The 25,723-nt window shown below is 64.3% G+C and carries 29 protein-coding genes and 2 pseudogenes; 16 read left to right on the forward strand and 15 right to left on the reverse strand.

Annotated elements, in window-relative coordinates:
- Positions 1–61 precede the first annotated feature (61 nt).
- From AArcCO_RS14295 to AArcCO_RS14325, 7 genes are all read left to right on the forward strand, one after another.
- Positions 62–436, forward strand: coding sequence for a DUF7718 family protein (locus tag AArcCO_RS14295; protein WP_259534164.1), 375 nt, complete (start codon positions 62–64; stop codon positions 434–436).
- A 454-nt stretch (positions 437–890) separates the two neighbouring features.
- Positions 891–1,175, forward strand: a complete 285-nt coding sequence (locus AArcCO_RS14300) for a toxin-antitoxin system TumE family protein (protein WP_259534165.1) — start codon at positions 891–893, stop codon at positions 1,173–1,175.
- A 36-nt stretch (positions 1,176–1,211) separates the two neighbouring features.
- Positions 1,212–1,610, forward strand: coding sequence for an HVO_A0114 family putative DNA-binding protein (locus AArcCO_RS14305; protein WP_259534166.1), 399 nt, complete (start codon positions 1,212–1,214; stop codon positions 1,608–1,610).
- A 418-nt stretch (positions 1,611–2,028) separates the two neighbouring features.
- Complete coding sequence (locus AArcCO_RS14310) at positions 2,029–2,469, forward strand: type VII toxin-antitoxin system MntA family adenylyltransferase antitoxin (protein ID WP_259534167.1); 441 nt, start codon at positions 2,029–2,031, stop codon at positions 2,467–2,469.
- A 594-nt stretch (positions 2,470–3,063) separates the two neighbouring features.
- Entirely contained in the window at positions 3,064–3,216 is a 153-nt protein-coding gene (locus AArcCO_RS14315) for a hypothetical protein (protein WP_259534168.1), read from the forward strand.
- Entirely contained in the window at positions 3,213–3,359 is a 147-nt protein-coding gene (locus tag AArcCO_RS14320) for a hypothetical protein (RefSeq protein WP_259534169.1), read from the forward strand. The genes AArcCO_RS14315 and AArcCO_RS14320 overlap by 4 nt, the downstream gene beginning before the upstream one ends.
- 420 nt (positions 3,360–3,779) lie before the next feature.
- A complete protein-coding gene (locus tag AArcCO_RS14325; RefSeq protein WP_259534170.1) occupies positions 3,780–4,991 on the forward strand; it encodes a Fic family protein in 1,212 nt (403 codons plus the stop codon).
- A gap of 250 nt (positions 4,992–5,241) precedes the next feature.
- On the opposite strand, the gene AArcCO_RS14330 is transcribed toward AArcCO_RS14325, so the two are convergent.
- From AArcCO_RS14330 to AArcCO_RS14350, 5 genes and pseudogenes are all read right to left on the reverse strand, one after another.
- Entirely contained in the window at positions 5,242–5,442 is a 201-nt protein-coding gene (locus AArcCO_RS14330; RefSeq protein ID WP_345780866.1) for a type II toxin-antitoxin system RelE family toxin, read from the reverse strand.
- A gap of 23 nt (positions 5,443–5,465) precedes the next feature.
- Positions 5,466–5,603 (reverse strand): annotated as a pseudogene (locus tag AArcCO_RS14335) (CopG family transcriptional regulator); the annotation flags it as partial.
- Positions 5,600–6,037, reverse strand: a complete 438-nt coding sequence (locus AArcCO_RS14340) for a PIN domain-containing protein (RefSeq protein WP_259534173.1) — start codon at positions 6,035–6,037, stop codon at positions 5,600–5,602. The gene AArcCO_RS14340 and the pseudogene AArcCO_RS14335, both read right to left, overlap by 4 nt.
- The gene (locus AArcCO_RS14345; RefSeq protein ID WP_345780867.1) at positions 6,034–6,330 is read right to left on the reverse strand and encodes an AbrB/MazE/SpoVT family DNA-binding domain-containing protein; all 297 of its coding nucleotides are present in this window, start codon (positions 6,328–6,330) and stop codon (positions 6,034–6,036) included. Before AArcCO_RS14345 ends, AArcCO_RS14340 begins: the two co-directional genes overlap by 4 nt.
- A 368-nt stretch (positions 6,331–6,698) precedes the next feature.
- Complete coding sequence (locus tag AArcCO_RS14350; RefSeq protein WP_259534175.1) at positions 6,699–7,049, reverse strand: hypothetical protein; 351 nt, start codon at positions 7,047–7,049, stop codon at positions 6,699–6,701.
- A 321-nt stretch (positions 7,050–7,370) separates the two neighbouring features.
- Between AArcCO_RS14350 and AArcCO_RS14355 the strand changes: the two genes are divergently transcribed.
- The 3 genes and pseudogenes from AArcCO_RS14355 to AArcCO_RS14365 all read left to right on the forward strand — a co-directional run.
- Entirely contained in the window at positions 7,371–9,908 is a 2,538-nt protein-coding gene (locus tag AArcCO_RS14355) for a S8 family serine peptidase (protein WP_259534176.1), read from the forward strand.
- 141 nt (positions 9,909–10,049) lie between these two features.
- Entirely contained in the window at positions 10,050–10,583 is a 534-nt protein-coding gene (locus AArcCO_RS14360) for a hypothetical protein (protein ID WP_259534177.1), read from the forward strand.
- 226 nt (positions 10,584–10,809) lie between these two features.
- Positions 10,810–11,064 (forward strand): annotated as a pseudogene (locus AArcCO_RS14365) (cupin domain-containing protein); the annotation flags it as partial.
- Here the strand turns inward: AArcCO_RS14365 and AArcCO_RS16000 are convergent.
- Entirely contained in the window at positions 10,969–11,271 is a 303-nt protein-coding gene (locus tag AArcCO_RS16000; RefSeq protein ID WP_345780868.1) for a DUF7967 family protein, read from the reverse strand. The pseudogene AArcCO_RS14365 and the gene AArcCO_RS16000 overlap by 96 nt on opposite strands.
- 131 nt (positions 11,272–11,402) lie before the next feature.
- Between AArcCO_RS16000 and AArcCO_RS14370 the strand changes: the two genes are divergently transcribed.
- Positions 11,403–12,830, forward strand: coding sequence for a sugar transferase (locus tag AArcCO_RS14370; RefSeq protein ID WP_259534179.1), 1,428 nt, complete (start codon positions 11,403–11,405; stop codon positions 12,828–12,830).
- 71 nt (positions 12,831–12,901) lie between these two features.
- Here AArcCO_RS14370 and AArcCO_RS14375 read toward each other — a convergent pair whose 3' ends face one another.
- Together AArcCO_RS14375 and AArcCO_RS14380 are read right to left on the reverse strand one after the other, a co-directional pair.
- Complete coding sequence (locus AArcCO_RS14375) at positions 12,902–14,257, reverse strand: nucleotide sugar dehydrogenase (protein ID WP_259534180.1); 1,356 nt, start codon at positions 14,255–14,257, stop codon at positions 12,902–12,904.
- Complete coding sequence (locus AArcCO_RS14380; RefSeq protein ID WP_259534181.1) at positions 14,254–15,240, reverse strand: GDP-mannose 4,6-dehydratase; 987 nt, start codon at positions 15,238–15,240, stop codon at positions 14,254–14,256. Before AArcCO_RS14380 ends, AArcCO_RS14375 begins: the two co-directional genes overlap by 4 nt.
- Positions 15,241–15,506: 266 nt before the next feature.
- On the opposite strand from AArcCO_RS14380, the gene AArcCO_RS14385 reads away from it, so the two are divergent.
- Entirely contained in the window at positions 15,507–16,454 is a 948-nt protein-coding gene (locus tag AArcCO_RS14385) for an NAD-dependent epimerase/dehydratase family protein (RefSeq protein ID WP_259534182.1), read from the forward strand.
- A 41-nt stretch (positions 16,455–16,495) separates the two neighbouring features.
- Here the strand turns inward: AArcCO_RS14385 and AArcCO_RS14390 are convergent, their stop codons facing one another.
- The 3 genes from AArcCO_RS14390 to AArcCO_RS14400 all read right to left on the reverse strand — a co-directional run bounded on the left by AArcCO_RS14390 (position 16,496) and on the right by AArcCO_RS14400 (position 18,393).
- Complete coding sequence (locus tag AArcCO_RS14390) at positions 16,496–16,741, reverse strand: hypothetical protein (RefSeq protein WP_259534183.1); 246 nt, start codon at positions 16,739–16,741, stop codon at positions 16,496–16,498.
- Between the two features lie 66 nt (positions 16,742–16,807).
- Complete coding sequence (locus AArcCO_RS14395) at positions 16,808–17,758, reverse strand: NmrA family NAD(P)-binding protein (RefSeq protein WP_259534184.1); 951 nt, start codon at positions 17,756–17,758, stop codon at positions 16,808–16,810.
- The gene (locus tag AArcCO_RS14400; RefSeq protein WP_259534185.1) at positions 17,755–18,393 is read right to left on the reverse strand and encodes an NAD(P)-dependent oxidoreductase; all 639 of its coding nucleotides are present in this window, start codon (positions 18,391–18,393) and stop codon (positions 17,755–17,757) included. Before AArcCO_RS14400 ends, AArcCO_RS14395 begins: the two co-directional genes overlap by 4 nt.
- A 126-nt stretch (positions 18,394–18,519) precedes the next feature.
- On the opposite strand from AArcCO_RS14400, the gene AArcCO_RS14405 reads away from it, so the two are divergent.
- Positions 18,520–18,930 carry a winged helix-turn-helix transcriptional regulator gene (locus tag AArcCO_RS14405; protein ID WP_259534186.1) on the forward strand — a complete coding sequence of 137 codons (411 nt, stop codon included), beginning with the start codon at positions 18,520–18,522 and terminating at the stop codon, positions 18,928–18,930.
- 76 nt (positions 18,931–19,006) lie between these two features.
- On the opposite strand, the gene AArcCO_RS14410 is transcribed toward AArcCO_RS14405, so the two are convergent.
- Positions 19,007–19,336, reverse strand: coding sequence for a DUF7853 family protein (locus AArcCO_RS14410; RefSeq protein ID WP_259534187.1), 330 nt, complete (start codon positions 19,334–19,336; stop codon positions 19,007–19,009).
- A 105-nt stretch (positions 19,337–19,441) separates the two neighbouring features.
- Entirely contained in the window at positions 19,442–20,092 is a 651-nt protein-coding gene (locus AArcCO_RS14415) for an HVO_2922 family protein (RefSeq protein WP_259534188.1), read from the reverse strand.
- Between the two features lie 190 nt (positions 20,093–20,282).
- Here AArcCO_RS14415 and AArcCO_RS14420 point away from each other — a divergent pair, with 190 nt between their 5' ends.
- The 3 genes from AArcCO_RS14420 (at position 20,283) to AArcCO_RS14430 (ending at position 21,789) form a co-directional block, all read left to right on the forward strand.
- Entirely contained in the window at positions 20,283–20,867 is a 585-nt protein-coding gene (locus AArcCO_RS14420) for a cysteine hydrolase family protein (protein ID WP_259534189.1), read from the forward strand.
- A 106-nt stretch (positions 20,868–20,973) separates the two neighbouring features.
- The gene (locus AArcCO_RS14425) at positions 20,974–21,276 is read left to right on the forward strand and encodes a hypothetical protein (protein WP_259534190.1); all 303 of its coding nucleotides are present in this window, start codon (positions 20,974–20,976) and stop codon (positions 21,274–21,276) included.
- Positions 21,277–21,789: a PIN domain-containing protein gene (locus tag AArcCO_RS14430; RefSeq protein ID WP_259534191.1), complete on the forward strand. Its 513-nt coding sequence runs from the start codon at positions 21,277–21,279 to the stop codon at positions 21,787–21,789.
- Positions 21,790–21,798: 9 nt separating this feature from the next.
- Here AArcCO_RS14430 and AArcCO_RS14435 read toward each other — a convergent pair whose 3' ends face one another.
- Together AArcCO_RS14435 and AArcCO_RS14440 are read right to left on the reverse strand one after the other, a co-directional pair.
- Positions 21,799–22,896: an aminopeptidase gene (locus AArcCO_RS14435; RefSeq protein WP_259534192.1), complete on the reverse strand. Its 1,098-nt coding sequence runs from the start codon at positions 22,894–22,896 to the stop codon at positions 21,799–21,801.
- A 50-nt stretch (positions 22,897–22,946) separates the two neighbouring features.
- Complete coding sequence (locus tag AArcCO_RS14440) at positions 22,947–25,715, reverse strand: TRAP transporter permease (protein WP_259534193.1); 2,769 nt, start codon at positions 25,713–25,715, stop codon at positions 22,947–22,949.
- Positions 25,716–25,723 lie beyond the last annotated feature (8 nt).

The following is a 25,723-nucleotide window of genomic DNA, read 5'->3' on the forward strand; positions in this document are numbered from 1 at the left end:
GACAAAACAGCTGGCCATCAAAAACGCGACGAAGAACTTCGAGCGGCCGTGGTAATGAGAAATGACGGACGACGAGGTAACGCCCCCGCCCGAGCGGCTGGCCGACCGCGTGCAGTTGCGCACGGCGTTCTCCACAGAGAGCGGCGTAGTGACCCGGTTTATGATCCAGTTGGAGTACTGGATCGACGGCGACTGGCAGGAGGTCGTTCGGTACGATCACGATCAGGACGCTCCCGGGGGCCACGACGTGACCGAAAGGGGATCACACCGTGACGTGTACCGCGACGGAGAGAAGTACCGCACAGAGGAGGTTTCGCCGCCGATTCCGGCGAACGAGGCGTTCGACTACGCCGAAGAAGATTTACGCGAGAACGCCGAACGATTCGTCAAGAGGTTTGAGCAATGGCACGGAGTGAAAGACAGGAGCCGCCTGTAAGCGAGAACGAGTTCGAGTCGATGCCCGAGGGCATCAGCAGCCACTTCGACCGAGTACGTGAGCTGTTGAAGCAAGAAGCCGACCGCTCTGACGCCTGAACGCTGCTTTTTCTCGGCTCTCGATTGGAGAGAACGATCTACGTAGTCGGTGGACGTGGTACTGTCCGCCGCCGTTCGTGTCGGGAGATACCTGTCGAGCGCCCCGGCGGATTCGGGTTCGAACCCGGATCGTGTACCCCCATACACGAGCGTGCCGATTCGATCTCCTCGACGCTCCAACCGGATTCCGGAGAGGCGAGGCCCCAGACCCGAGGAACGCCTCACAACGTTCGCCGCCAGAGTGGCCATCCCGCGCTGGCCCACGAGACGATCGAGGGGCGACCCGACGACGCCCGAAACGACTACCGGATCGTCCAACAGTTTATTAGTGATGGGGAGGGAACCATCATTCGTGGATGGCGGACTACGAGACGGTCGAAGAGTACACGCGGAACGTCGGCGATTACGTCGAACACGTTCGCATCCGACGAACGTGCGACGATCAGTATCCCTCTGGGTGGGACTACGCCCTCCACTACGGGACCGTCGACGGCGAAACGCTGCTTCGATACGATAATGCACACGAACGTACGAACGGTCACGAGCGGCACACGCCCGAGGGCGTCGAGACGATCACCGTTCCGGGGATGCTCGAACTTCTCGAGCAATTTCAGACCGAAGTCGACGGCCTCCCACCGTAACGCCACAACGACAGGACCAGTTTCCGGAGGAAAACCATGACAGATCGAACCAAACTCGTCGTTCGCGTCGGCACCGGCGATCGAACCCGCAGAGAGGCACGAGAACGGATCCGAGCGCTCGAACGCGACGAAGACGTCGAGGACCGACACGTGCTCGTCCTCGAAGACGAGACCGAACTGCATCGGTTGCTGAGCCCCGCGAACCTCCAGCTGTTGCGGGCGATCAGGGAACACGAACCCGAAAGCATGCGCGAAGCCGCCGACGTCGTCGACCGTGACTTCAAGGAGGTACACCGTAACTTGACCGAACTCGAGGCGCTCAACGTCGTCGAGTTCGAAACGGACGGCCGGGCGAAACGACCGATCGTTCGCTTCGACGAAATCGACGTCGAGGTTTCTCTCGACGCACCGGACACGGGTCAGGCACCCGCCTGATCCCGGCCCAGCACGTGCACGGGAGACTGACCCCCACCTCGGTGCCGAACGACCGGCTGTCGGCTATTCCGGGGACGACCGCGCCCCCACGCGCGGTCGTCCCGGTAGGTGACGAGAGGCGGTCGTAGTGAAGACCGGCTGTCGGCTATTCCGGAGGCGACCGCGCCCCCACGCGCGGTCGTCCCGGTAGGTGACGAGATCCAACCATCTTCGGGTACAGCCACGGTGCGACCCGGAGGATTCGGGTTCGAACCTGGGTTGCAGACCCCGATACACGAGCGTGCCGATTCGATTTCCCCGATGGTCCGATCGGATTCCGTAGACGACGAGGCCCCAGACCCGGAGGAACGTCCACGAAGTTCGCCGCCAGAGACGAATCCGACCAAATCGTTTTGCCCCCGGGAGCGTAGTGTGACGTATGGCGGAAGGGAACGCGGACGGGGCGACGGTCGACGGCGTGGACGTGGAGAGGATTCGCCAGTATCTCGCGGACGCCGACGTGGTCTTCGCGATCCTGTTCGGATCACGGGCTCGGGGCACTCCCCAAGAATCGTCCGACGTCGATATCGCCCTCCGGTTCCCCGATGAACTGTCCCCGAAGGAGCGGTTCCGCCGGCGAAATCGGATCGACGCGGATCTCCAGGAGTACGCCGACGGGTTCGTGGACGTGAGCGACGTCTCCCAGCTCCCGCTTCCGGTCGCCCACGCCGCCCTCCAGGAGGGGATCCGATTGATCGGCGACGAGCGGGACGTCGACGCTTACCGAGAGCGGATCGACGCCGAATACGAGGAGACGGCCCCCGCTCGGGAACGGGAACGGCGGGAATTCATCGACCGACTCGCGAAAGGAGAGATCTAGATAGTGGACGAGGAGGTCGTCGCGACCAAACTGAAACAGGTACACGAGTACACAACTGACGGCAACCGGCCGGTCAGACAGCGGGGTTGGGACTGAAAGGGGCGAGTCGCTGGAGGAAGACGGCTGACGGAAACCGCAGCGAACGACGTGAGCGAGGAGCGCACCGAAGCCCTCGACTCCAGCGACTCGGGGCTTTCGAGGTCGTCACCGATCTGTTCCACGTCGTCGAAAACCCACACCAACGCGATCCCCCGCAGAATCAGTCACCAGGCCCCACACCGACCAGTTCGTACGACGAGTACTCGATCTCCTCGAAACCCTCGAAGACCGACGAATCAAGAACAGACGAAACGAGGGGTGTGGATGGATCGCGAAAGCCCCTGAAGAACACGTCGACGGCGGTGTGTCTCCCCCGACTGGTCTGCAGAACCCTCGACACTGTGAAGACGATTATCGGCAAGGCTTTTTGCGGGGTCAACTGCCTCGGGGTCAAGTGGTTCGAGACGCGGAGCGTCTCGTCATCACGGAAATCGGAGATTTCCGTACGACCCCGAGGTATCCGCCTTGCTTCTTGATGAAGTGCAAACAACGCGTATGAGTCTCACCACGGACGATTTCAGAGAGTTCATGGGTTCGGATCCCGAAGACGACGAAACCGTGCCCCTGGGAGATGCACTCGCGGAGCTGGCTGTCGACGTGGAAGTCGATTCCGTCGAGGAAGTGCGCGACCTCCGCGAACGGATATGAAACTCCGTCTCGATACGAACGTTCTCGTCGCAGCCGTCACCCGAGATACCGATCGGTCCGATGACGCGATCGATGCAACGCTCGTCTCCTTCGACAGCGAACTGATCGAACACGGCGCGAAATCTCCGACTGCCGTTCGGTGACGGCGGCTCTCGTTCCGTCCTCGACCTCGATGAAAGTCGATCCGGACCGGTGCCGGAAACGACACAGACACACCACCGACTGGTCTGCAGAACACTCGACGTGGTGGGGTGTGCCTCGAGTCGGACGACGAAACCACACACCAGAATTTCGAGTGAAGCGTGACTGTCCAGTGCATCCCCCGACCACGTCGCGATTCACTTGCAAGAGTGGTGTGTCTCTCCGGACCGGCCAACCGATCGTGTCGAACGAAACAGACCGATCGGGGTTACCGAGAACGATTTCCGCGAGTCCGTCCACGAACCCGCCGAAGGCGCTCGCCGGATCCAGCCCGCAGACCCTCACGAATCGGTCATGGACATCGAACTGAGTAGTTGTAACAGCGCAATCAGCCAGACTTTTATTTTGATTTAGTACCAAAAATGCCAATAGTGGTGGGCATATTCGTAAGGATACCACCAATGGAGCGAGATGACTTCGACGAGGCAGCGCCCGGTGAGATTGTTCCCACGACGACATCGAAGGGGACGTATGCGGCGTTTCGACCTGATCCGCTTCCGCCCGCAATCAATACTGAACAGCTCATTACGCCGCTAGCGGAGGCGACACAGGCACTCGGTCGGCTCCATGGCATTGGTCCACGTGTCGGCTCGAGAGAAATCCTTATCGAGCCGTTCATCCGAAAAGAAGCGCTGGAATCCTCCCAAATCGAGGGGACACATGCTACGCTATCGGACATCTACGCCTATGAGGCCGGACAAAAAGCTCTCATCGACGAAGACAGACAGCAGGGTACCCAAGAAGTCGTGAACTATCTGCACGCGCTGACGCACGGGTTGGATGCGATCACAGCTGGCGATCCAATCACCGTCGAATTGCTATGCGAGATGCACGACCGGTTGCTTTCGGGTGTCCGTGGGGACGAGGCTGACCCAGGAGAACTCCGTACGACTCAGAACTTCATCGGCAGTACGCCATACATCCAAGACGCCAGGTACGTGCCGCCGCCACCGAACGAGATCCCCGACCTTCTCGAAGACGTGCTCGAGTATGCGAACCACGAGACGAATCTGCATCCACTTCTCCGAATCGGGCTGATCCACTACCAGTTCGAGACGATTCACCCGTTTCTCGATGGGAACGGACGACTCGGGCGGCTATTGATCAGTCTCCTTCTGCAACGTGACGGTCTCTTGCCGGAGCCGTATCTCTACTTGAGTTCCTATTTCAACGCACGACGGTCGGAGTACGTTGATCATCTCTTGTCAGTCAGTCAGCACGGTGAATGGGAGGAGTGGCTCCTGTTTTTCCTGCGTGGCGTGCAGTCGCAAGCAGATGAGGCCCACCAGCGGGCCAACCTGCTGGTCGACCTCCGAGAAGACTATCAACAGCACTATCAGAGCGAGCGGTCCGAGAATATCCTCGAACTGGTGATGCGGCTCTTCGAAGATCCGTACTTGGACGTGAACACAGCAGCCGACTGGTTGGATGTCGAATACAGCACAGCCAACCGACTGATCGGACAGCTCGAAAATGACGGCATACTCGAAGAACTCACCGGGAAAGACCGGAATCGGTTCTACCGGGCGAGCGAAGTCTTCCAGATCATCAACAAGCCGATCGACCACCTCTGAAGTACCGAGCAGAGAGGGCTCGAGGCATATGCATTGATAATGACGGTTGTAGTGATTTACCGGTCGATCGGCCACCCGGTCCGCCGATCGCCCGGTAACGGCCTACAACTGTCATTATGAGATCACGAGGGCGCGGTCGTCCCGGTAGGTGACGAGAGGCGGTCGTAGTGAAGACCGGCTGTCGGCTATTCCGGGGGCGACCGCGCCCCCACGCGCGGTCGTCCCGGTAGGTGACGCGAAAAATAGCCCCTCAATCGTCGGCGGTGTAGGCACCGCTTCGGTGCTCGATTCGATGGACCTCGAGAACCGACCCGTCGCGATCCAGAACGCAAGCCAGCCGGTACTGTCCGACCCGGAGTTTCGAGACGATACGATCCTGAACGTGTGGATCCAGGCGCTCGAACTGGTCTGCGGCACGCGGGGAGAACGTCCACTCGTCGTCCACCTTCAATCGTCGTCCACGTCCAATCGTCTTCACTCGCCATCCTCGTCCCGGTCGATCATCTCGACGACTTCCTCGCGCGAAACCAGCTGCGCGTCCCCGGAGCGCAGTTCGTGTTCGCTCGCGGCGATCTGCTTTACCCCCTCCCGGGAGAACGCCGGATGCTTCACACGCCGTCTTCCCGGAACCGGTACAGGGCAACTTCGAGAGGCAGTTCGTCGAAGTCATCGTCAGCCCCGGCGACGAGCGTCGCGTCACGTTCGCGGGCGAGCGCAACGGCGTACGCATCGGCAAGTGAGATGCTCCCACCGGCTTTCACTTCTGCTGCCAGTCGCCAGTCAGCCGCTTCGAGTACCAATCCCTGCCGTTCGAGTGCACGAATGTCTCGGTCAGCTTCCCGCAGCGAGACGTCTGTCGGAACGTCATCCACGCCTTCGAACCGAGCAACGAGATAGAACACTTCACTCGCGTTTGTCTCGGTGAGGAATCCGTTAGCACTACCGGTGAAGACCTCTTCGAGAAGATCAGCGACGGCCTCGTGGCCGGGTTCGTTGTACAGGAAGGCGATGATCGCTTCAGTATCGAAGACGTACCCGTCGCTCATGCGTCCTCGGACGGGCGTAGCCGTTCAGCTCGCTCCTCTTCCGTGCGCTTTTCTTCGTCTGTCAGCTCACGAACCCGCGCCAGCACGTCGCCGCGTTCGTGCTCTCCAGCGTGGATTCCATGGAGCTCATCCGGCGACGGCACCGGCTCGATGATGATGCGCCCCTGCTCTTCGTAGACGAACACCTCGCCCGGCGTCTCGATCCCGAACTTCTCTCGCAGTCCCTTCGGGATCGTGGCCTGCCCCTTCTGAGACACGCGTACTACTCTTGGTTCATTTGTACTACTTGCCATCGTTAGTAGTATCTTTATCCTTCTGTATTACTAAAGCTACCGAAGTCAAACGACTTGCGACGTTATCTAACCAACTTATCGTGAACTCGTGGTGCTGGCCGCCGCCATTCGGTCAGACAGCGGGGTTGGGACTGAAAGGGGCGAGTCGCTGGAGGAAGACGGCTGACGGAAACCGCAGCGAACGACGTGAGCGAGGAGCGCACCGAAGCCCTCGACTCCAGCGACTCGGGGCTTTCGAGGTCGTCACCGAGTGTTCCGCATCGGTGTAGAAGTGGAGTAGCGAAACAGAAAACCTGCCCACCTGAGAGCAGGCGTCCCCGCGCCACCGTCCGCGGGGGAGCAGTTCACCGGACAGCCCCCCGAGAGTATCAGTAGCCGTCCAGATTCCCGCCACCCAGTACCCGTCTGGACTCGGGGAGGACAGCGGTTCTGTTCTCGTCGACGCCACACCGACAACTGACCCCGATTGAACACGCCCCACAGTTCGTCAGGGCACAGTAGTCCACCGCCGGCCCCTCGGGATAGTACCGGCGATACAGCGGGAGAAACGCGGGGACGAGCGCCAGCGCGACCACGAGAAACGCCACGACGACCAGCCAGTCCGGGAGCAGATACCGCCAGAGAACGCCCGTGAGGACGACCGCGAGGACGACGTGGGCGAACCCGAGCAGGCCCACGGCCGTGAACTCGTGTGTCGGCGAGGGGAGGGGCTCGAGCATGGCCACTGAATACGAACGGTCCGGTGAAGTTCGTTTCGTGGACGAACGCCAGACCGGCTCTCGCCAGGGGGTGCCGACGGATGCACTCCCTGGCATATCTCCACCTTCGAGAGTCCGTCCATCCCTTGCAAACCGGTCACCTGTTGCAATCATTTCAAAAGATAGCTTGATGACAATAACCCCCCATTGGTTACCACTTCACACAGTCGATTGACCGGCGGCGATTGCCGTCCCGACTGCGACGAGAGGTGGCCACAGGGGACGAAAACCCCCTCGTCCGGTGGCCAGTGTGAAGCAGTGAGACCAACGTGAGACTGAACCATGACAGACACGAACCACACAGAATCCGACGACGACGACGTCCTCCCGGTCAGTCGGCGATCCGTTCTCAGGACCGCCGGTGCCGCCGGTGCCGTCGGTGCCATCGGATCCCAACCCGCAGCTGCAGCGCGACCGAAACGGCGAATCGTCGGCGTACAGCCGGGCCGAGCAGGGATTGTCAACCGCGGCTTGCCGGCGGATCGAACGATCAAAACCCTGGATTTCGGCCGGATCGGACAGGCCATCGTCGGCCGGTGGCCCGACCAGGCGCTCCGGGGGCTCCAGCGGAATCCGAACGTCCGGTACGTCGAAGACGACAGGACGATCTGGCCCGAGGGGCACGGTGGAGCCGACCTCGACTGGGGCGCAGATCGCATCGACGCGGAGATCGCCCACGAGGCGGGACACACCGGCGCGGGGGTGAGCGTCGCGATCGTCGACAGCGGGATCGACCTCCGCCACGACGAACTGGTCGACACCCTCCACCATTCGCTTCACTTCGCGCCGAACGTCTGCGACAGCGGAGACTGCCCCGAGGACTGGCACGACGACAACGGCCACGGAACGCTCGTCGCCGGAATCGTGGCCGCCTCCCACGACACCGGCAATCGCCCGATCGGCGTGGCCCCCGAAGCGACCTTACACGCGGTGAAGGTGTGGGCCGGCGCAACCGAAGAGGGCTTCTCCTCGGACCTGGCGGAGGGGATCAAATGGGTTGCCGACAACGACATCGACATCGCGAACATGAGCCTGGGGTCGTCCCACAGCCAGACCGTCGAGGATGCGATGGAGTACGCCACAGCCAGGGACGTCGTGTTGATTTCCTCGGCCGGGAACGAACGGGGCGGGGACGTGACGTTCCCGGGCGGCTATCCACAGGACGTCGGCGTGAGTGGGATCACCGAACTGGACGAACTGTCGACGATCTCGTCGACGGGACCCGAGGTCGACATCGGCGCGCCGACGGCCCCCGCGCCAGGATCGCCTCAGGACGGCCGGGGGGTCCTCACAACGCGGCTGAACGGGGGAACCCACCGGACCGGCGGGACCTCCTCGGCTGCGCCACACGTCGCCGGCGCCGCGGCGCTGTTGCTCGCGAACGGAACCCCGCCGGGAGACGTCCAGGACGTCCTCGAGTCGACGGCCGAGGATCTCGGACTCGATGCACAGGAACAGGGCGCTGGCCTGGTCGACGTCGCCAACGCGCTCGGCCTCGATTCGGCAAACGACCTGCTCGAGGTGGAGACCCGTGGAACCGGCGCGAGACGCCACGAGCATGCGTCGCTGATCGGTCGGGTGAACCATCTCGTCGGCTCGGATACCGCCGAGGTGTTCTTCGAATTCCGAATACAGGGCACGTCCGGCTGGGAGCGCACGGATGGCGAGGAAATCTCTCCGGACGAGCCGATTGCCCCGATCCTGGGCAATGAGGAACTCTTCGGACAAATCGCCGAGGATCTCGAACCGGACACCCGATACGATTTCCGGGCAGCCGCAACCGTGACCGAGGACGCCGAAGGGTGGGAATCGACCGAGCACGGCGAACGACTGGTGGTCACCACGCTCGGCTACCCGACCGCAGCCTTCGAGGTCGCAAACGACCCACCCGTGAACGAAGGGGACACCGTCATCTTCGACGCGTCCGCCTCGGAAGCCCCGACTGATAGGCACACCGGCCAACCGCGAGAGATCAAGGAGTACAAATGGGACTTCGGCGACGGGACCACCGAGACGACCGACGAACCCACGATCGAACACTCCTACGGACCGGTCGGCGAAGGGAATTACGGGACATTCGACGTCACGCTCACCGTCACCGACAAAGACGATGGCTCGGACGAGGAACTATCAGTGACCGAGCAGGAGATCCGGATCAACGCGTATCCGATCGCCGAGTTCGACGTGCTGGTCGACCCGCCGGAACAGCCGGCCGTCCGGGGCGAACCCGTCGCGTTCGACGCCTCGGCGTCGTTCGATCCCGACGGTGAGATCGACGAGTACGAGTGGGACTTCGGCGACGGCATCGTCGAGACGTCCGACGAACCGACGATCGAACACACGTACGACGAGGGTGGCCTGATGACAGTCACGCTCACCGTCACCGACGACGACGGGGCCGCCCACGAGGAGCGTTCGGTTCACCGCGAAGACGTCACCGTGCACATCCGAGTCTCGATCGACGTCAAACCGTCCGAGAACGGGACCAACCCCGTCAATCTGCGAGACGAGACGATCATCCCGGTCGCAGTGTTGCACACAGCCGACTTCGATTCGCCTGCCGCGCTCGATCCGGACACGGTGAGGTTCGGCGCACCACCGACGATCGACACCGGGGACGGGGCAGCCCCGATTCACGACGGCGGCCACGTCGACGACGTGAACGACAGCGGCGACGAGGACTGGCACTGTCACTTCGCGACGGGGGACACCGGCTTCGATCGCGATGACGACGAAGCGAAACTCGCCGGCGAGACGGACGACGGCACGCCCGTGTTCGGCTTCGACGACGTGCGGATCGTCGGTGGGGGGCGCTCCTGATCCCTCGAAATACGACCGGGGAGACGGCCCTCGAACCGGATCCGGCAGCCGAAAGGCGTCGGCGAGGCCAGGAGCGTGCCGTGTCGCCGGACGGGTCAAAGTCGCGCAAAAAGCTATGAGCGTACAGAACCCTGGTGTGGGATGAACCGACGCAGCCTGCTTGCGACGGCGGCCGCCGCAATCGCGGGCGGGGGTGCCGGATGTCTCGACACCGGAGGCAGCGATGAACCACCAGACGAGGATCGAACCGACGCGGGAGGCACCGACGTGACCGACACGCCGACCGACGGTGGAACTCCCGACGACGGCGACGGCGACGACGTAGCGGGCGTCCGCGAGACGCGGTTCGACGTGCTCGGCTCCGCGTTCGAATTCGAGGAGGCTGCAACCGTGAGGTTCGAAGCGGAGACAGTCACGGTGTCGGGAACCATTCCGGGAGACAACACCTGCTACGTCGCCAAGCTCGAGAGTGTCACCCTTAAAAACGGCACGCTCGAAAACGGAACGCTCGTCGTGAACGTCGAAAGCTACGAGGACGCCGGCGAGGACGAGGCGTGCGGGGAAGCCCCGATCGGAATCGACTACGAGACGGTCGTCGTGTTCGAGGACGAACTCCCGTCGGCTGTGACGGTCGAACACGACGGGGAACAAGTGGTCTCCGAGCAGCGCTCCTGACCGCTCTGGCCACCCAGGCCGAACGTGACGACCGCCTCGCACCCGACGAACGCCTCGCACCCGACGAACGCCTCGCACCCGACGAACGCCTCGCACCCGACGAACGCCTCGAACCCGACGAACGCCTCGAACCCGACGAACGCCTCGAACCCGACGAACAGATCGCCCGCCTTTTATACAGCCGGGTCGCCAACCGCCCACATCGGCAGCGCACGCCGACGCACTCATGTCAGACGACAGCTCCACTCGGACCGACGACCTCGCCGGCACCGTCTTCGAACTATCCGACCTCGTCGACTACCAGACCGGCGCGATCGTCAGCCGGACGCTGATCGACGACGAGGGCGGCTCGGTCACCGTCTTCGCCTTCGACGAGGGGCAGAACCTAAGCGAACACACCGCCCCCCACGACGCGCTCCTGCAGGTGTTCGACGGCACCGCCGCCGTCATCCTCGACGGCGAGCGCCACGAACTCGAGGACGGCGAATCGATCCTCATGCCCGCCGACGTCCCCCACGCCGTCGACGCCGTCACCTCCTTCAAGATGGCGCTGTCGATGATCCGGTGAGGGGCAACCCAGTTCGGGAGTCGCGTACGTCAGGGTGATCACGTTCTGTTCGTCGTCCGAATAGGTGCGATCGAGGAACCACACGCCGACAGGGTCGTCCTCGGGGTCGTCGGTTGTCACGGAACACGGTAGGGCACCCGCAAAAAGTAGGTTCGGCCGGTCGTTCCGCCGATCCGGACACTCACGCACAGATAACTGTATCTCTCCATTATCAAAATATTAATATCAGTCCCCATCTGGGGTAGTAACGAATGCTCTCCGGCTGGCGTTACCGCATCGCGAGTGCAACAGGTGTGATCTGTCTCACAGCCGGTGCACTGCTCGTGGCCAACCACCCCACTGCCCAATTGCTGTTTACTACATACGTTCCCCTCTTTAACCGCCTCGATCCCACGGTTCTCACAGGTGCGGAACTTCAGCTCGCACTGTTGTTGAGCGTCGTCGCGATCGGGGGTGCACTCGTTCCCCTTTATAAACCTCGTCCGCGGCGCATCCTCGATACAGTATTCTTCGCCCAAAAGCGGGTGCTCGTGGGGGGACTCGCGCTCGCAACGCTCGGGTATTTCCGGTGGTCGTACCGACATCCGCGTGCGACGCTGACGATGATGGTCGGGGCCCTCCTCGTGGCGATCCCGCTGTGGTTCGTCTGGATCCGCCGTCGACCCACGAGTGATCCCGAGCGCACACTGCTGGTCGGCGACGATCCGGGTCAGCTGGAACGGATCGTCACGGAGACTGAGCACCCCTTCGTAGGCTATCTCGCCCCGACGGCAGTCTTCGGCGGCGAGGAGGAAGCCGAGAACGCGATCCCTGCACCGCCACGCGCGGACGGTGGGGTCCAGGCCGACCTCGAACACCTCGGTGGACTCTCTCGCCTGGAGGACGCCCTCGTCGAACGCGATATCGACGCCGTCGTCCTGGCGTTCCGGCAACCCGATCGGGCGGAGTTCTTCGGCGCGCTGGACGCCTGCTACGAACACGGCGTTGCAGCCAAGGTCCACCGGGAGTACGCCGACAGCGTGCTCACGGCCGAGGACAGCCTCGGAACACTCGTCGATGTCGAGGTGGAACCCTGGGACATTCAGGACTATGCCCTCAAACGCGCCTTCGACGTCGCCTTCGCCGGCAGTGCCCTGCTCGCTCTCTCGCCGGTAATCTTGTTAATCGCCCTCGCGATCAAACTCGAGGGTGAGGGACCAGTTCTGTTTTCGCAAAAGCGAACCTACCTCTTCGGGGAGACCTTCACGGTCTATAAGTTCCGAACGCTCAAGCCCGATCCAGAAGGTGAAGTCGGCACGACGATCGACGACAATCGGGAGACGCCACTCGGAAACTTCCTCCGGACGACCCACCTCGACGAGATTCCCCAGCTGTGGTCGATCCTCGTCGGCGACATGAGCGTCGTCGGCCCCCGGCCGGCCCAGACGGATCTCGAATCGGACTTCGAAGCCGAGGCCGACCACTGGCGACACCGCTGGTTCGTTAAACCCGGCCTGACGGGGCTCGCCCAGATCAATGACGCAACCAGCCAGGAACCCCGCGAGAAAATTCAGTACGACATTCAGTACATTCGGACTCAGTCATTCACGGGGGATCTGAAAATCGTCTTCCGACAGTTCTGGCAGGTGGGAACCGACGTATTCGAGCTGGTGATTGGCCAGGACAGCGATGACGAGTAAGCCGCATTGAGTTGTACTGACCATACGGGTCCGCAACTGGCTATCGAATCAAAGCTGTAAACCAGAGACCACTACGGCGACAAAACGGCTGGGTTTAACTCCGCCTGCTCGACGACGTCACCCAGTGTCACCACGTCGGCGGCACACTCCTCGGGCATCGCGTTCCTGGTGTCGAAGACGAATCGCCCCCGTTCGCCGACGTACTCCAGGTCGAATTCGTCGTGATCGACGAGCAGCAGCACCGCGTCGGCCCCGGATAGATCTGCCTCCCTGGGCGAACGCAACAGTTGACGTGCGGTTCCATCCTCGTCGACGTGGGGATCAACGACCGTCACTGTCGCGCGGTCGTCGAGCCGGTCGGCCACCCGCAGCGCCGGCGAATTCCGGGTGTCGCCGACATTCGGCTTGTACGCGGCCCCGAGCGCCACAACCGACGCCTCGTCGGGCGAGACGCCCCGCGCCCTGAGCATTGTCTCCAGCCGGTCGACAACCAGCGCGGGCATGCGCTCGTTGAGCCGGTGGGCGTCCTGCAAGAACGACAGCTCCCCGCCGAACTCCTCGGCCCGCCACGCCAGGAACTGCGGATCGACCGGGATGCAATGGCCGCCGACGCCCGGTCCCGGGTAGAAGGCCTGAAAGCCGAACGGCTTCGTCGCCGCAGCGTCGATCGCCTCCCAGACGTCGCCGTCGAGTCCCTCCGCAAGCGTCACCAGTTCGTTCACCAGGGCGATGTTCACCATCCGGTAGGTGTTTTCGAGTGTCTTCGCCAGTTCGGCGGTCTCGGTCGACGCGACAGGATGCGTGTCGGCGACCACGGCGTCGAACAGTGCCAGGGCCGCTTCCCGCGCCGGCTCTGTGTCGGCGCCCACCACCAGCGGGATTTCCTCGAACGGGACGTCCCCGCCGGGGTTCAACCGCTCGGGGACCATCGCCAGCCGCACCGGCGCGTCGGCCGGCGTCCGTTCGCGGTCGTTCACGACGATCGGTGCGACGATCTCCTGCGTGGCTCCGGGGTAGACCGTACTCGAAACGACTACCAGCGTCTCCCGGGAGCCCGACTGCGTTGCGACGGTCTCGGCGGCTGCCTCGACGGCGTCCATCCGGGGCTCGCCCGTCGCGTCGTTCATCCCGGTAGGTACCGCAATCACGTACGCGTCACAGCCCTCGACGATGCTCGGGTCCGCCCCGGCAGTAAAGCCCGCCGCCAGGCCGGCCGCCAGGTCCCCGTCGCTCACGTCGTCGACGTAGCTGTCGCCGTTCAATAGCCGTTCCACGCGCCCGACGTCGATGTCGAACCCCGAGACGTCGAAGCCGGCGGCCGTGAACTCGAGCGCCAGCGGCAACCCGACGTAGCCCAGGCCGACGATGCCGACGCTTGCATCCCTGTCGACCAGCCTGTCCCTGAGGGTCGCCACCTCGCGAGTCATCGTACCGCCTCCAGGTCAACGGGCGCGTCGGCCTGCGCTTCGATGACGTCCCGGAGGATCCGATCGAGGTCTGCCTCGGGAGCCCAGCCGAGCAGCGACTCCAGCTTCGAGACGTCCGGTTCGCGGTGATCCGGCTCCTCGAAGTCCTCGCTGTACGCCTCCTCGAATGGGACGTGGACGATCTCCGACTCGCTGCCGGTCAGCTCCAGTACCCGATCGGCAAGGTCGTTGATCGCCGTTGGCTGGGGAGCGCCGACGTTAAACACTTCGCCGTGCGCCGCGGGGGTCTCGAGTAGCTGGTGGGTCACAGTGACCGCGTCGGTGACGTGGGTGAAACTCCGGGTCTGCGTGCCGTCGCCGTACACAGTCAGCGGCTCGCCCGAAAGCGCCTGCTCGACGAAGGTCGGGATCACCATGCCGTACTCGCCAGTCTGGCGCGGGCCGACGATGTTGAAGTACCGCCCGATCACGACCGGGAGGTCGTACTCGTCGTGATAACTCAATGCGAGGAACTCGTCGGTCGCTTTGGCGGTAGTGTACCCCCAGCGGGTGACCGTCGTCGGGCCGACCACCCGGTCGTCCGACTCCGAGAATGGGAGGCTTTCGCTCTTTCCGTAAATCTCCGAGGATGAAGCCAGGAAGGTGGGCGTGCCGTCCTCGCTTGCGGCCTCGAGGACGTTCTCTGTGCCGTGAAGGTTCACCTGTAGCGACTTGAGTGGGTTGTCGACGACGTTCTGGACCCCCACGGCTGCTGCGAGGTGATAGATCCGGTCAGCCTCGGCCACCGCCTCTGCAACGACCTCGGCGTCTCGGACGTCGCCCGTCCGCACCTCGAGCCGATCGGACTCGACGTGAGCGAGATTGGCGACGTCGCCGGTGGAGAAATTGTCGAGGACCAGTATCTCCGCCTCCGTTTCCGCAAGAAGGCGATCCACGAGATGAGACCCGATGAATCCGCCTCCACCGGTGATGAGAACCGTCATGTGAATTCCCGTAGTCGTGGTCAACCAAAAGTGTACTTTTCTTGGCGCCGATCTGGATTATGAAGTTAATACCCGCATAAATCGGGACTCTCGGAGCGTTTTCGACGCATAACTAACTCACAGAGTATCGCACCCCAATTCGTGTGTCCCGCTGTCCATCCCGCGAATCGAGCCTCCGTCCCCGGTCTCCATCCCGGACGCGGCGAAACGATCACTGAATCCAGGACCCATTCGATTTGGAACTCCGTCTGGTCCAGGGCTGTAGTATGACCGGGTCTCCCCCGTCTGCCGCGGATGCGGGCCTCGACGGACAGACGATCCTCGTCACCGGCGGCGCCGGGTTCGTCGGGAGCCACCTCGTCCGGGCGCTGCACCCCGAAAACGAGGTCCGAGTTCTGGACGACTTTTCGACCGGTCGCCGCGAGAACGTCCCCGACGGCGTCGAGGTGTTTGCGGGGGACGTCCGCGAGGACGACCTGCTCGAACGAGCGGCGGCGGACGTCGACGGCATCTGTCATCTGGCCGCACTCGTAAGCGTCGAGGAGTCGGTCCAGGACCCCGAGCGCACCCAGTCGATCAACGCCGACGCGACGCTGTCGACCCTGGAAGCTGCCAGGAGAGCGGACGCCAGGTTCGTCCTGGCGTCCAGTGCGGCCGTCTACGGGGAGCCCGAATCGGTCCCGATCACCGAATCCCACCCGACCGAGCCGACCTCGCCGTACGGGCTCTCGAAGCTCACCGCGGACCAGTACGCGAGACTGTACACCCGGCTCTACGACGTACCGACCGTCGCACTGCGGTATTTCAACATTTACGGCCCGGGACAGCAGGGCGGCGATTACAGCGGCGTGATCGACGTCTTTCTCGAACGTGCGCTGGCGGGCCAACCGATCGAAGTGCACGGAACCGGGACCCAGACCAGGGACTTCGTCCACGTCGACGACGTCGTTCGGGCGACGGTGCGCGCATTCGTCACCGACTCGGTAGGCGAGGCGTTCAACGTCGGCACCGGCGACAGCACGAGCATCAACCAGCTCGCAACCGTCGTCGCCGAGTGCGTAGACTCGACCGTCGAAATCGTCCACACCGACCCGCGGGCGGGCGACATCGAGGAGAGCACGGCGAGCACTGAAAAGGCCAGCCAGCAGTTGGGCTTCGACTCGGAGATTGACCTCTCCGAGGGAATCGCCGAACTGGTCTCACATCGGCGGTAACGGCACCACAACGGTTTCGCCGGAGCCGAGACCCCAGCACCCTACGGCTCGTCCCGTGTCTGCTGGTCGGCCTGTTCCGCCAGCCGCTCCAGTTCCGCCTCCGCCGCCGGCGACCGACGGTGTTGGGGCGACAGGATCGCCTCCCCGGAGCCGACAACCTGATCCGACTCCCCGTCCCGGTCGTCAGTTCCGTGGTCCTGGTCGTCCGTTCCGCGGTCCCGGTCGTCGGTCTCACTGGAACGGGCTCGAGAAACCGACCGAAGCAGATTGCGCAGACGGTCGAACACGTGATTCTCGACAGCTGCCAGCAGTAAAAATCCACGGAGTCCCGTTTCAAACGTTCTCGGCCCCGATCAACCCCACACATCGCGATGTTCCCGAACGAACGCCGACAGCCCCCTTGGCTCCCGTCCCAGCACCCGCCGGACGTCGTTGGTCACGCGGTCGGCCAACCCCAGCCGCGCAGTTGTGTAGATGCCGGCCATCACGGCCGCCTTTCCGAATCCCTCGCCGGCCCGAATACGCCGCCACAGGAACCGGATCACCGACGGGTCGACGTACTGCACCTCCCGCCCCAGTTCCCGTGTGAGGAGGTCCGCCACCTCCGTGTACCCGAGGGCAGCCGGCCCCGTCAGGTCGTACGCCCGGACGTCACCGTCGGTCCCCTCGCGGAGGGCTGTGACGCCCACGGCGGCGACGTCCCGGGCGTCGACGAAACTCGTCTTCCCGGAGCCGGCAGGAACGAACAGCTGGCCGTCCCGGATCTCCTCGCGATGGTCCTCGAGCAGGTTCTGCATGAAAAACGACGCCCGGAGGAACGTCGCGTCGACCCCCGACTCGGCAAGCCACGATTCGATCCGGGCGTGTGGGACGATCGGGTTCCGATCGGCGCCGATTACCGACAGGAACACCACCCGTTCGACCCCCGCCCCGATCGCTGCCGACAGCGCGGGAAGCAGATCCCGCCGAACCCGGGAGATCGCAGGAGGACGCACCAGAAACAGCGCGTCAACGCCCGCAAACGCCGCCCGCCACGTCGTCGGATCGGTGAAATCGAACCGGACGACCTCGTCGGCAGCCCCGTCGAACGTCCCCGGGGAGCGAGTCGCCGCCCGGATCGTCAGATCACCGCCGTCGAATCGGCCCGCCGAACCGCCTCCACCGGCCCGAACCGTCGAACCGTCTCCACCGGTCCGACCCGACGGTCCCTGATCCCCCGCCAGTTCCTCACAGACCGCCCCGCCGACGGTCCCGGTCGCCCCCGTGACGAGGATCGTCTCGCCCGCGGTTCGATCCCCACTCACGCCGGTCCCACCTTCGGACACTCCCGGACGTACGTCCCGTCTTCGAGCACCTCGAGGATGGCGGCCGCCACGTCGGCACGGTCGACCGCCCCGAACCCGAGGTCGATGTCGCCGAGCCGGTACTCCCCGTCGGGATCGCCCTCGCCGAGTCGCGGCACTCGCAGAACCGTCCACTCCAGGTCCGTCGCTCCGACGCGCCGGACGTGTTCGCCGGCGTCCGCGAGGACGTCCCCGGCGAACAGCCGCAACAGAAGACCCATCACCCGCCCGCCGAGGGACACCGACTCGCCGTCGGTCCGAACGCCGGCGCCCACGAGCGTCACGTATCGCGAGACGCCCGCCTCGGCCATCGCTGCGGTCACGTGTCCGCCCGCGACTGCGAGCAGGTCGTCGGGGCCGTCGCCGGTCTGGCCGAGCACGCTCGCGACAGCGTCGACTCCTTCGAGAGCCGTTTCGATTCCCTCCCCTCGGTAGACATCGCCCGTCACGACGGTCACCCCCTCGTCTGTGCGCAACTCCGGGGGTAGTTTCTCCGGCGATCGGGTGTGCGCGACCACCTCGTGTCCCCGGGAACGCGCTCGCTCACACAGCGGGACGCCGGTCCGTCCCGTCGCACCGAATACGGCGATCTTCATGCGTTCATTATCACCCCCGACCGGATATACTTGCAACTTCGAAGTGTCGAAGTATTGGGCCCGAAGATGGTGTTTTCGCTATACTTCGAAAGAAAGAGTAATACTCAGAGTCGCCAGAAACTTACTATGGATTCCGACGCCGAATTCGAACTCGGATTGGGATACACACCCGAGAAAGCCCGGAGACTTCGGGAGGAACTGGCCCCGGACGAGCGCGAGCGCGTCGAGGCCACCGTCGCCAGACTGCTTGGGCTGCTCGGCAGGGCTCACGCGATCGCCGTCCTCTCGGCGTTCGCCTTCGCCGACGGACCCCTTCGGTTTCGCGACCTCGAATCGAGCCTCGAGGTTCCCCCGAACACGCTCTCGACCCGGCTCACGGAGCTTTCCGACGCCGGACTGCTCTCACGGACCGCCTACGACGAAGTCCCACCGCGGGTCGAATACGAACCGACGGAAACGGCTCGGGCACTGTTCCCCGCGTTCGGTCACCTCCACGTCTGGGCGCTCGAACACGAACTCGAACCAGAAACGGAGTGACCAGAAACGGAGTGACCAGAAACGGAGTGACCAGAAACGAAGACGGCCGACGGCAGTTTCCTCCCTAACCGTGAGGCTAGCCGGCATCAGCCCGGTCGATCGCGTCCGTGACACGTTCCAACAGCGCCTCTATCTCCGGCCTGTCGAGCTCCCAGTCGGTCGGCGAATGATGATACGCCGACAGCACCGACTGCACCGCCTCGAGTTGGGCGAGTGTGAACGCCATCTCGCCGTCGTCGAGGCGATCGAACGCCCGATACACCTCGATCGACGGCGGCCCCGTTTCCGAGGACTTCACCGTGCGTTCTCGTTCGATCCGGTCGAGGAGGACGTGATGGAGCGTCCACTGCTCCTCCCGCGGGATCGACAGCGCAACCGACCGACCTGTGTGCTGTGAACTGGACATGACCTTCGATCTCTCTTGTTAGGCGTCCGCCCCTATGTCATGCTCCTTGTTAACTCTTACCACAGACCGGGCGAAATGATGACGATGCGCTGCGCCCGAGATCCGCTAGGAGTCGGTCTCTTCGACCGGCGCACCCGGGACGTTGTTTTGGACGCTTGTGAGCCCCTGTTTCGCCTTCTGTTTCGAGGCGTAGCCCTGCCCCGAGTCGGCGATGATGTTGCCGTTCTGGTGGACGAGCCGCCAGCGCCACCCGCCTTCGGCGTCCTCGAACAGTTCGAATGTAGCGTTGCTGCCGCCTTCCTCCGGCGCCTCCTCGTCTTTCGACTCGTCGACGGTGTATGCGCCCGGGGCGTTGCGCCGGACGCTTTCGAGCCCCTGTTCGGCCTTCTGCCTGGAGGCGTACCCTTCCCCGGAGTCGGCGATCACGTTGCCGTTCCGGTGGACGAGCCGCCAGCGGTACTTCCCGCCGGCGTCCTCGTACAGTTCGAACCGGGCCTTGCTCGCGACGACGTCCGTTTCGACCTCGCCGTCCGCTTCGGGCCACTCCAGCCCGACGTCGAGACGGACGTCGTCCCCCGCTCTGGTGAGTTCGACGTCCACCTCCGCCTCCGCGGGCGGGTCGATCGTCACGCTCTGGTCGTCGTCGACCGGGACCGCCTCGCCGCGGCGGAACCGGTCGGCCAGGCGGCCGAAGAACGTCGCCAGTCGCCGTCGCTTTTGTACCTCCGTGGACTCGTGGATCGTCCCGTCTGTCATGCGGGCGAATTGTCGAAGGGAGACAACAAATAACTCCTCCCTGGACGGGACCGTCGCGTCGCCGGCCCGAGGGGCCCCACGCGCTGTACGTCGGGATTTGGGTCGTCTTCCTCGGGCAGGTGGTGCTCGTCGCGGCGGCGGAGTTAGCCGCGAGGAAGTTTTTAGGGTCGGTCGGGGCGTACCCCTGGATATGAGCAAACTCGCGTTCGATCCCGACGAAACGGCGCTCGTGGTGGTGGACATGCAAAACGGGTTCTGTCACCCCGAGGGAAGCCTGTACGCCCCCGGCAGCGAGCAGGCGCTCGACCCGGTGTCGACGCTCGTCGACAGGGCCCGCGAGGCGGGCACGCAGGTGGTGTACACCCGCGACGTCCACCCGCCCGAGCAGTTCGAGGACGCCCACTACTACGACGAGTTCGAGCAGTGGGGCGAACACGTCCTGGAGGGCTCCTGGGAGGCGGAGATCCACGACGACCTCGCGGTCAGACCCGAGGACCACGTCGTCGAAAAGCACACCTACGACGCCTTTTATCAAACCGAACTCGAAGGATGGCTGACGGCCCGAAACCTCCGGGAGCTGGTGATCTGCGGGACACTGGCGAACGTCTGCGTGCTCCACACCGCCGGCAGCGCCGGCCTGCGGGACTTCCGGCCGGTGCTCGTCGAGGACGCGCTGGGGGCGATCGAGGACGATCACCGGGAGTACGCCGTCGACCACGCCGACTGGCTGTTCGGGGAGCGTGCGACCGTCGAGGAGATCGAGTTCGAAAACTGACCGGCAGGATCTCGCTGGACCGGACGGCGTTCGTCGAGTCGAGCCAGAGAGGCTCACACAGTACACACGAAAATAGCTAAGTACGCTGGCTCACAACGTACACACGATGAGCAGCGACAAGAAGCGCGTTCAATTTCGGGCCCCACATCGACTCATCGATCGGACCGATGCCCTCGCGGAAGTTCTCGGGGAGGACCGGACGGATATCCTCGTGACCGCGCTGCGGGAGTACCTTCGGGAGGCCACCCACGACGACGCGCTCGTTCAGGAGATCGCCTCCGCCTACTACGACGACGAGATCTCCTTCGAACAACTCAAATCACTCGTCGGTGCCGAAGAGGCGGCGAACCTCCGCGTGTTGAAACAGCAACTGGACGAAGACTTCATCGACGAGGTCGCCGACACATAGATGACGACGCTCGTCGCAGACACCTCCGCTCTCGTCAGTCTCGGAGTCGTCGCCGATGCGGAGCACGATCCGCTCGAGCTGTGTCTGGCCCGATACGAGGTCGTCGTCCCGGCAGTTGTTCTCGACGAACTCCGGGAGGTTTCCTCGTACGACGACGCACACGGCCGTGCCGCAACCGTCGTCCTCGACCGAACAGCTGCACTCGACGTGCGGGCGGTCGAGCTCGATACCGGGTTTCCGCTCGACGACGGTGAAAACGCTGCTGTCTCACTCGCGAACGAACTCGATGCCGGACTTCTGCTCTGTGATGAATTCACACAGCTCGGATTGATCCACGCGTCGCTTTCGGATACCAGACTCGTGACGACACCGACGCTGCTCTCGGTTCTCGTTCGGACCGATCGGCTCTCCGTCGCCGATGCTCGCACGCACCTCGAAGAGATCAGTGACGCGCGCAGCTGGGAAGCAAACAGCTACGTTCGGCGGGCCCAGTCGCTGTTCGAGGAACGATAGCAACGGCTCCTAGCCGTCGAACCCGTCCTCCCACCGGAACCGCCCGTCGCGCTGGATCACCTCGCCGTCGACAGACAGCGTGGCGTCCTCGCTGGTGTCCGTGATCAGGTCCACGTGGACTGCCGAGTCGTTGCCCGACTCACCCTCCGGCAAGCAGGCGTCGTAGGCCCGCCCGAGCGCCAGGTGGACCGTCTCCCCCATCTTCTCGTCGAACAGGATGTTGTCCGTAAACCGGTCGATGCCGCGGTTCATCCCGATTCCCAGCTCCCCCAGCCGTCGGGCGCCGTCGTCCGTCTCGAGGATCGACGCCAGTTCCGCCTCGTTTTCGCCGGCCGCGAAGTCGACCACCGCCCCGTCTTCGAATGTCAGGTGGACGTCCCGCAGGCGCTTGCCGTTAATCGTCATCGGCACGTCGAAGTACACCTCCCCCTCGGTCGCGTACGGCGCGGTGAACACCTCCCCCGACGGGAGGTTGTGCGAATCGTACGCCACCGACGCACAGGAGTTGACGGCGGTGCGTCCCTCGATCGACATCGTCAGGTCCGTGTCCGCCTTCCGGAGCCGGACCTCGCTGCCCGCGTCCAGAACCTCTTTCAGCTGTTGCATCTCCGCCGCAAGCGACTCCCAATCGCGCAAGGTCGCGTCGTAGACGAACTCCCGATACTCCTCGAAGGCCATCCCGGCCTGCTGGGCCAGCGACCGGGTCGGATGCACCGTCGACACCCAGTCGGTTCCCATCCGGGCCTCGCGGATCCCCGTCCGGGCTCGCGAACTGGCCTGCCTGACGTCGGGGGCGACGTCCGCCATCGCCGCGGTGTTCCGTCCGCCGCCCAGAAACAGAACGGCGTCGGCCGCCTCGTACAGCGCGAGTTCGTGCTCCGGATCCGGCTCGAACTCCCCGTCGTGCGCCTGCAGATACGCCCGCGTCAGCTCGTCGGAGGCGTAGATGAAAATCGGGTTCGCCCCGCGTTCGCCCAGCAGCTCCGCGGTCGCGACGCCCAGGTCGTGGGCGCCCTCCGCCACCGAAACGACGACGTCGTCGCCCGGTTCGATCCGTGCGCTCCAGTCGACCAGCAACTGTGCGTGGTCGGAGACGCGATCGTCCATGTATCACCCGAGTGGCCCGGACCTATAGGGTGTGGCGATCCGGTGTCGAGTTACCGCTCGGTCGGCGCAGCCCCGGACGTCTCCCCGCCCGCGGGCGCTCCCTCGGACGCCTCGGTGGCGGCCCGGCGACGGTTCCGGATCACGCCGGCAACGAGCATCGCCGCCCCCACCCCGCGCAGGACGAGGTCGTTCGAAAGCGTAAACAGCGTGACGTCGGCGCCGACGAGCCCGAGCATCGTTCCCGCGGGCATGAGCACCATCCCCGGCACCGACAGCAGCACGGCGGCGACGATGAAGCCGACCCGCGAGGATCGGGAGACGTCGGTGCGGTAGTAGCCGATGATCGCGATCCCGAGCGCGTACACGCCCGCGAACATCGCGACAACCGGGGCGACGACCTCCGGCAGGAAGAACCCGAGGTCGGTCATGTCGGCCCACGAGAGGACCGACGCCTCGCCGGGCGGGGCGTCCTCGGGGATCCGCAACAGCAGGATTCCCGGCGCGAACACGAACGCAAAGGGCACCAGAATCTTGTTCAGCGACAGCAAGAACGCGAGCTTCCCGGTCGGGAACGGATCCGACTTCGCCACCCCGGCGGCGGCGTAGGCGGCGACCATCACCGGCGGCGTCACGTCGGCCATCAGCCCCAGGTACAGGACGAACAGGTGTGCCGCGAGGATGGCGATTCCGAACTCCGGCAGCACCGGGCCCAGGAGCACGACGATGATGATGTACATCACCGTCGTCGGCATCCCCATTCCGACGACGACCGAGGCGATCCCCGCCAGGATCAAAAGCAGAACGAGCGACCCGCCGCTGACGTCGAGGATCAGCGCCCGGAAGCTCCCGCCCAGTCCGGTGAGGTTAATGACGCCGGGAATGACGCCGGCTGCGGCGACCGCGATCACGACGACCGTCGCCGTCCGAGCGCCCGAGTCCATCGACTTGAGCACGAACGACACGAAGCTCCCGGCACGGGTGGTGGCGACCTCGCGGTCGAGCTTCGCGTCGATCAACTCTGCGGCGGCGTCGACGGAGTCGTCCAGGTTCAAAAGCGGTGCCTCGCCCCGGGGATCCGCGAGCAGGAACAGCACGCTGATTCCGATGACGATCGCGCCCAGCGAGGAGAGCGCCTCGACGGCGGCGGCCCCCAGCGACAGCCCGACGCCGGTCGTCCCGGCGATGAGCTCGGTCGGCGGGACACCGTACAGGTGCCAGGAGACGACCGTTGCGGCGTATCCCGCGGCGACCGCCCCGACCAGGTACGGGCCCGTTCGTTCGTTGTACGCCGCCACCATGGCGATCAGCGCGACGGTAGCGATGATGGTGAACCAGCCCGCCCGGCCGATCGAGAGCCGCGCGATCACGAGGTAGTACAACAGCAGCCCCAGCGGTACGAGATAGAACCACCCCCGCCGCATGTGGGGGCCGATGTCGAGCAGCTCGTCGCGGTCGAGCCCGCCGATCCCGTGTTTGACTGCCTCGAAGTGGACCATCACCCACATTCCGAAGAAGAACGCAAGCGCAGGCAGCGTGGCGGCGATGATCACCTCGCGGAACGGCGTCCCGGTGAACTCGACGATCAGGAACGCCGCCGCGCCCATCACCGGCGGGAGGATCTGTCCCCCCGAGGAGACGGACGACTCCACCGCGCCGGCGAACTCCGGCGAGTAGCCCGACCGCTTCATCAACGGGATCGTCAACGCCCCGGTCGTCACCGTGTTCGCGACCGACGATCCGGAAAGCATCCCCATGAAGCCCGAGGAGACGACGCTGGCCTTCGCCGGGCCGCCTTCCCGTGTCCCGGTGATCGAGTACGCGAGGTCGATGAACCACTTGCCGGCGCCGGACATCTCCAGGAACGCACCGAAGAGGATGAAGATGTAGATGAACCGCACCGACACCCCCACGGGGACACCCAGGATCCCCTCGACGGTGTACCAGAGGTTCTGGACGATCTGGTCCCACCGCAGTTCGGAGGTGGCGAAGATCCCGATCCCGGGAGCACCACGCGGGATGAGGAACCCGTACTTCGCGTAGACAATAAAGAGGCTCACCAACCCCATCAGGAGAATCCCCAGCGCCCGACGGGTCGCCTCCAGCACGAGAAGGATCGCGAGCACGCCCATCAGATACGCGACCGGGTACGTCGCCAGTGGGCCCACCGCCAGCGGTTCGAGGAACGGGTACACCTCGCCGAGCGTGCCGGCGCCCCGCAGGCCCCGAACGCGCACGACGTCCGTAATTTCGCTGTAGCGAGTGACGTAGTAGGCGGTCGGCAAAAGCGACAGGAAAATGAGAACGACGTCAGAGGGGGTGACCCGGTCGGAGTTCTCATCGACGAAAAACCAACTGGCCCACCCGCGGAGCCGTTCGACCCCACGGGAGACGGGGTGGTCGCCCAGTCGATCGCGCACCGCCGCCACGCTCCGCCCGCACCACTGGACGACGGCGCCGGTTCCGGTCGACCCGGGGTACAGGAGGAACGCGAGGATCAGCGCGAAATTGACGTGGATCGCCCGGATCTGGAGCTGCGCGAGCGCGCCGATCCGGATGTATCCGACGAACGGCACTGTGAACCCGAACGTGAACCCTCGGGCAGCGAGCCACATCTGGAACGCCGAAAAGGAGATCGCGACGATCGCGACGACGACTGCCGCAATCCCGCGGACGTTCCGTTTCTTCTCGATCTCTTCGAGCACCTCGTCGGCAGCCGACGCCGCGGTGCTCCCGCGTTTGGCGACACCACCGCCATCGGGTGCGGGTTCGCCGCCGGGAGCACGGTCGTCGTCGGGAAAACCTTCGTTGTGTGTGGTCATGCGTTAGT

The organism is Halalkaliarchaeum sp. AArc-CO, assembly GCF_024972735.1.
Lineage (GTDB): Archaea > Halobacteriota > Halobacteria > Halobacteriales > Haloferacaceae > Halalkaliarchaeum.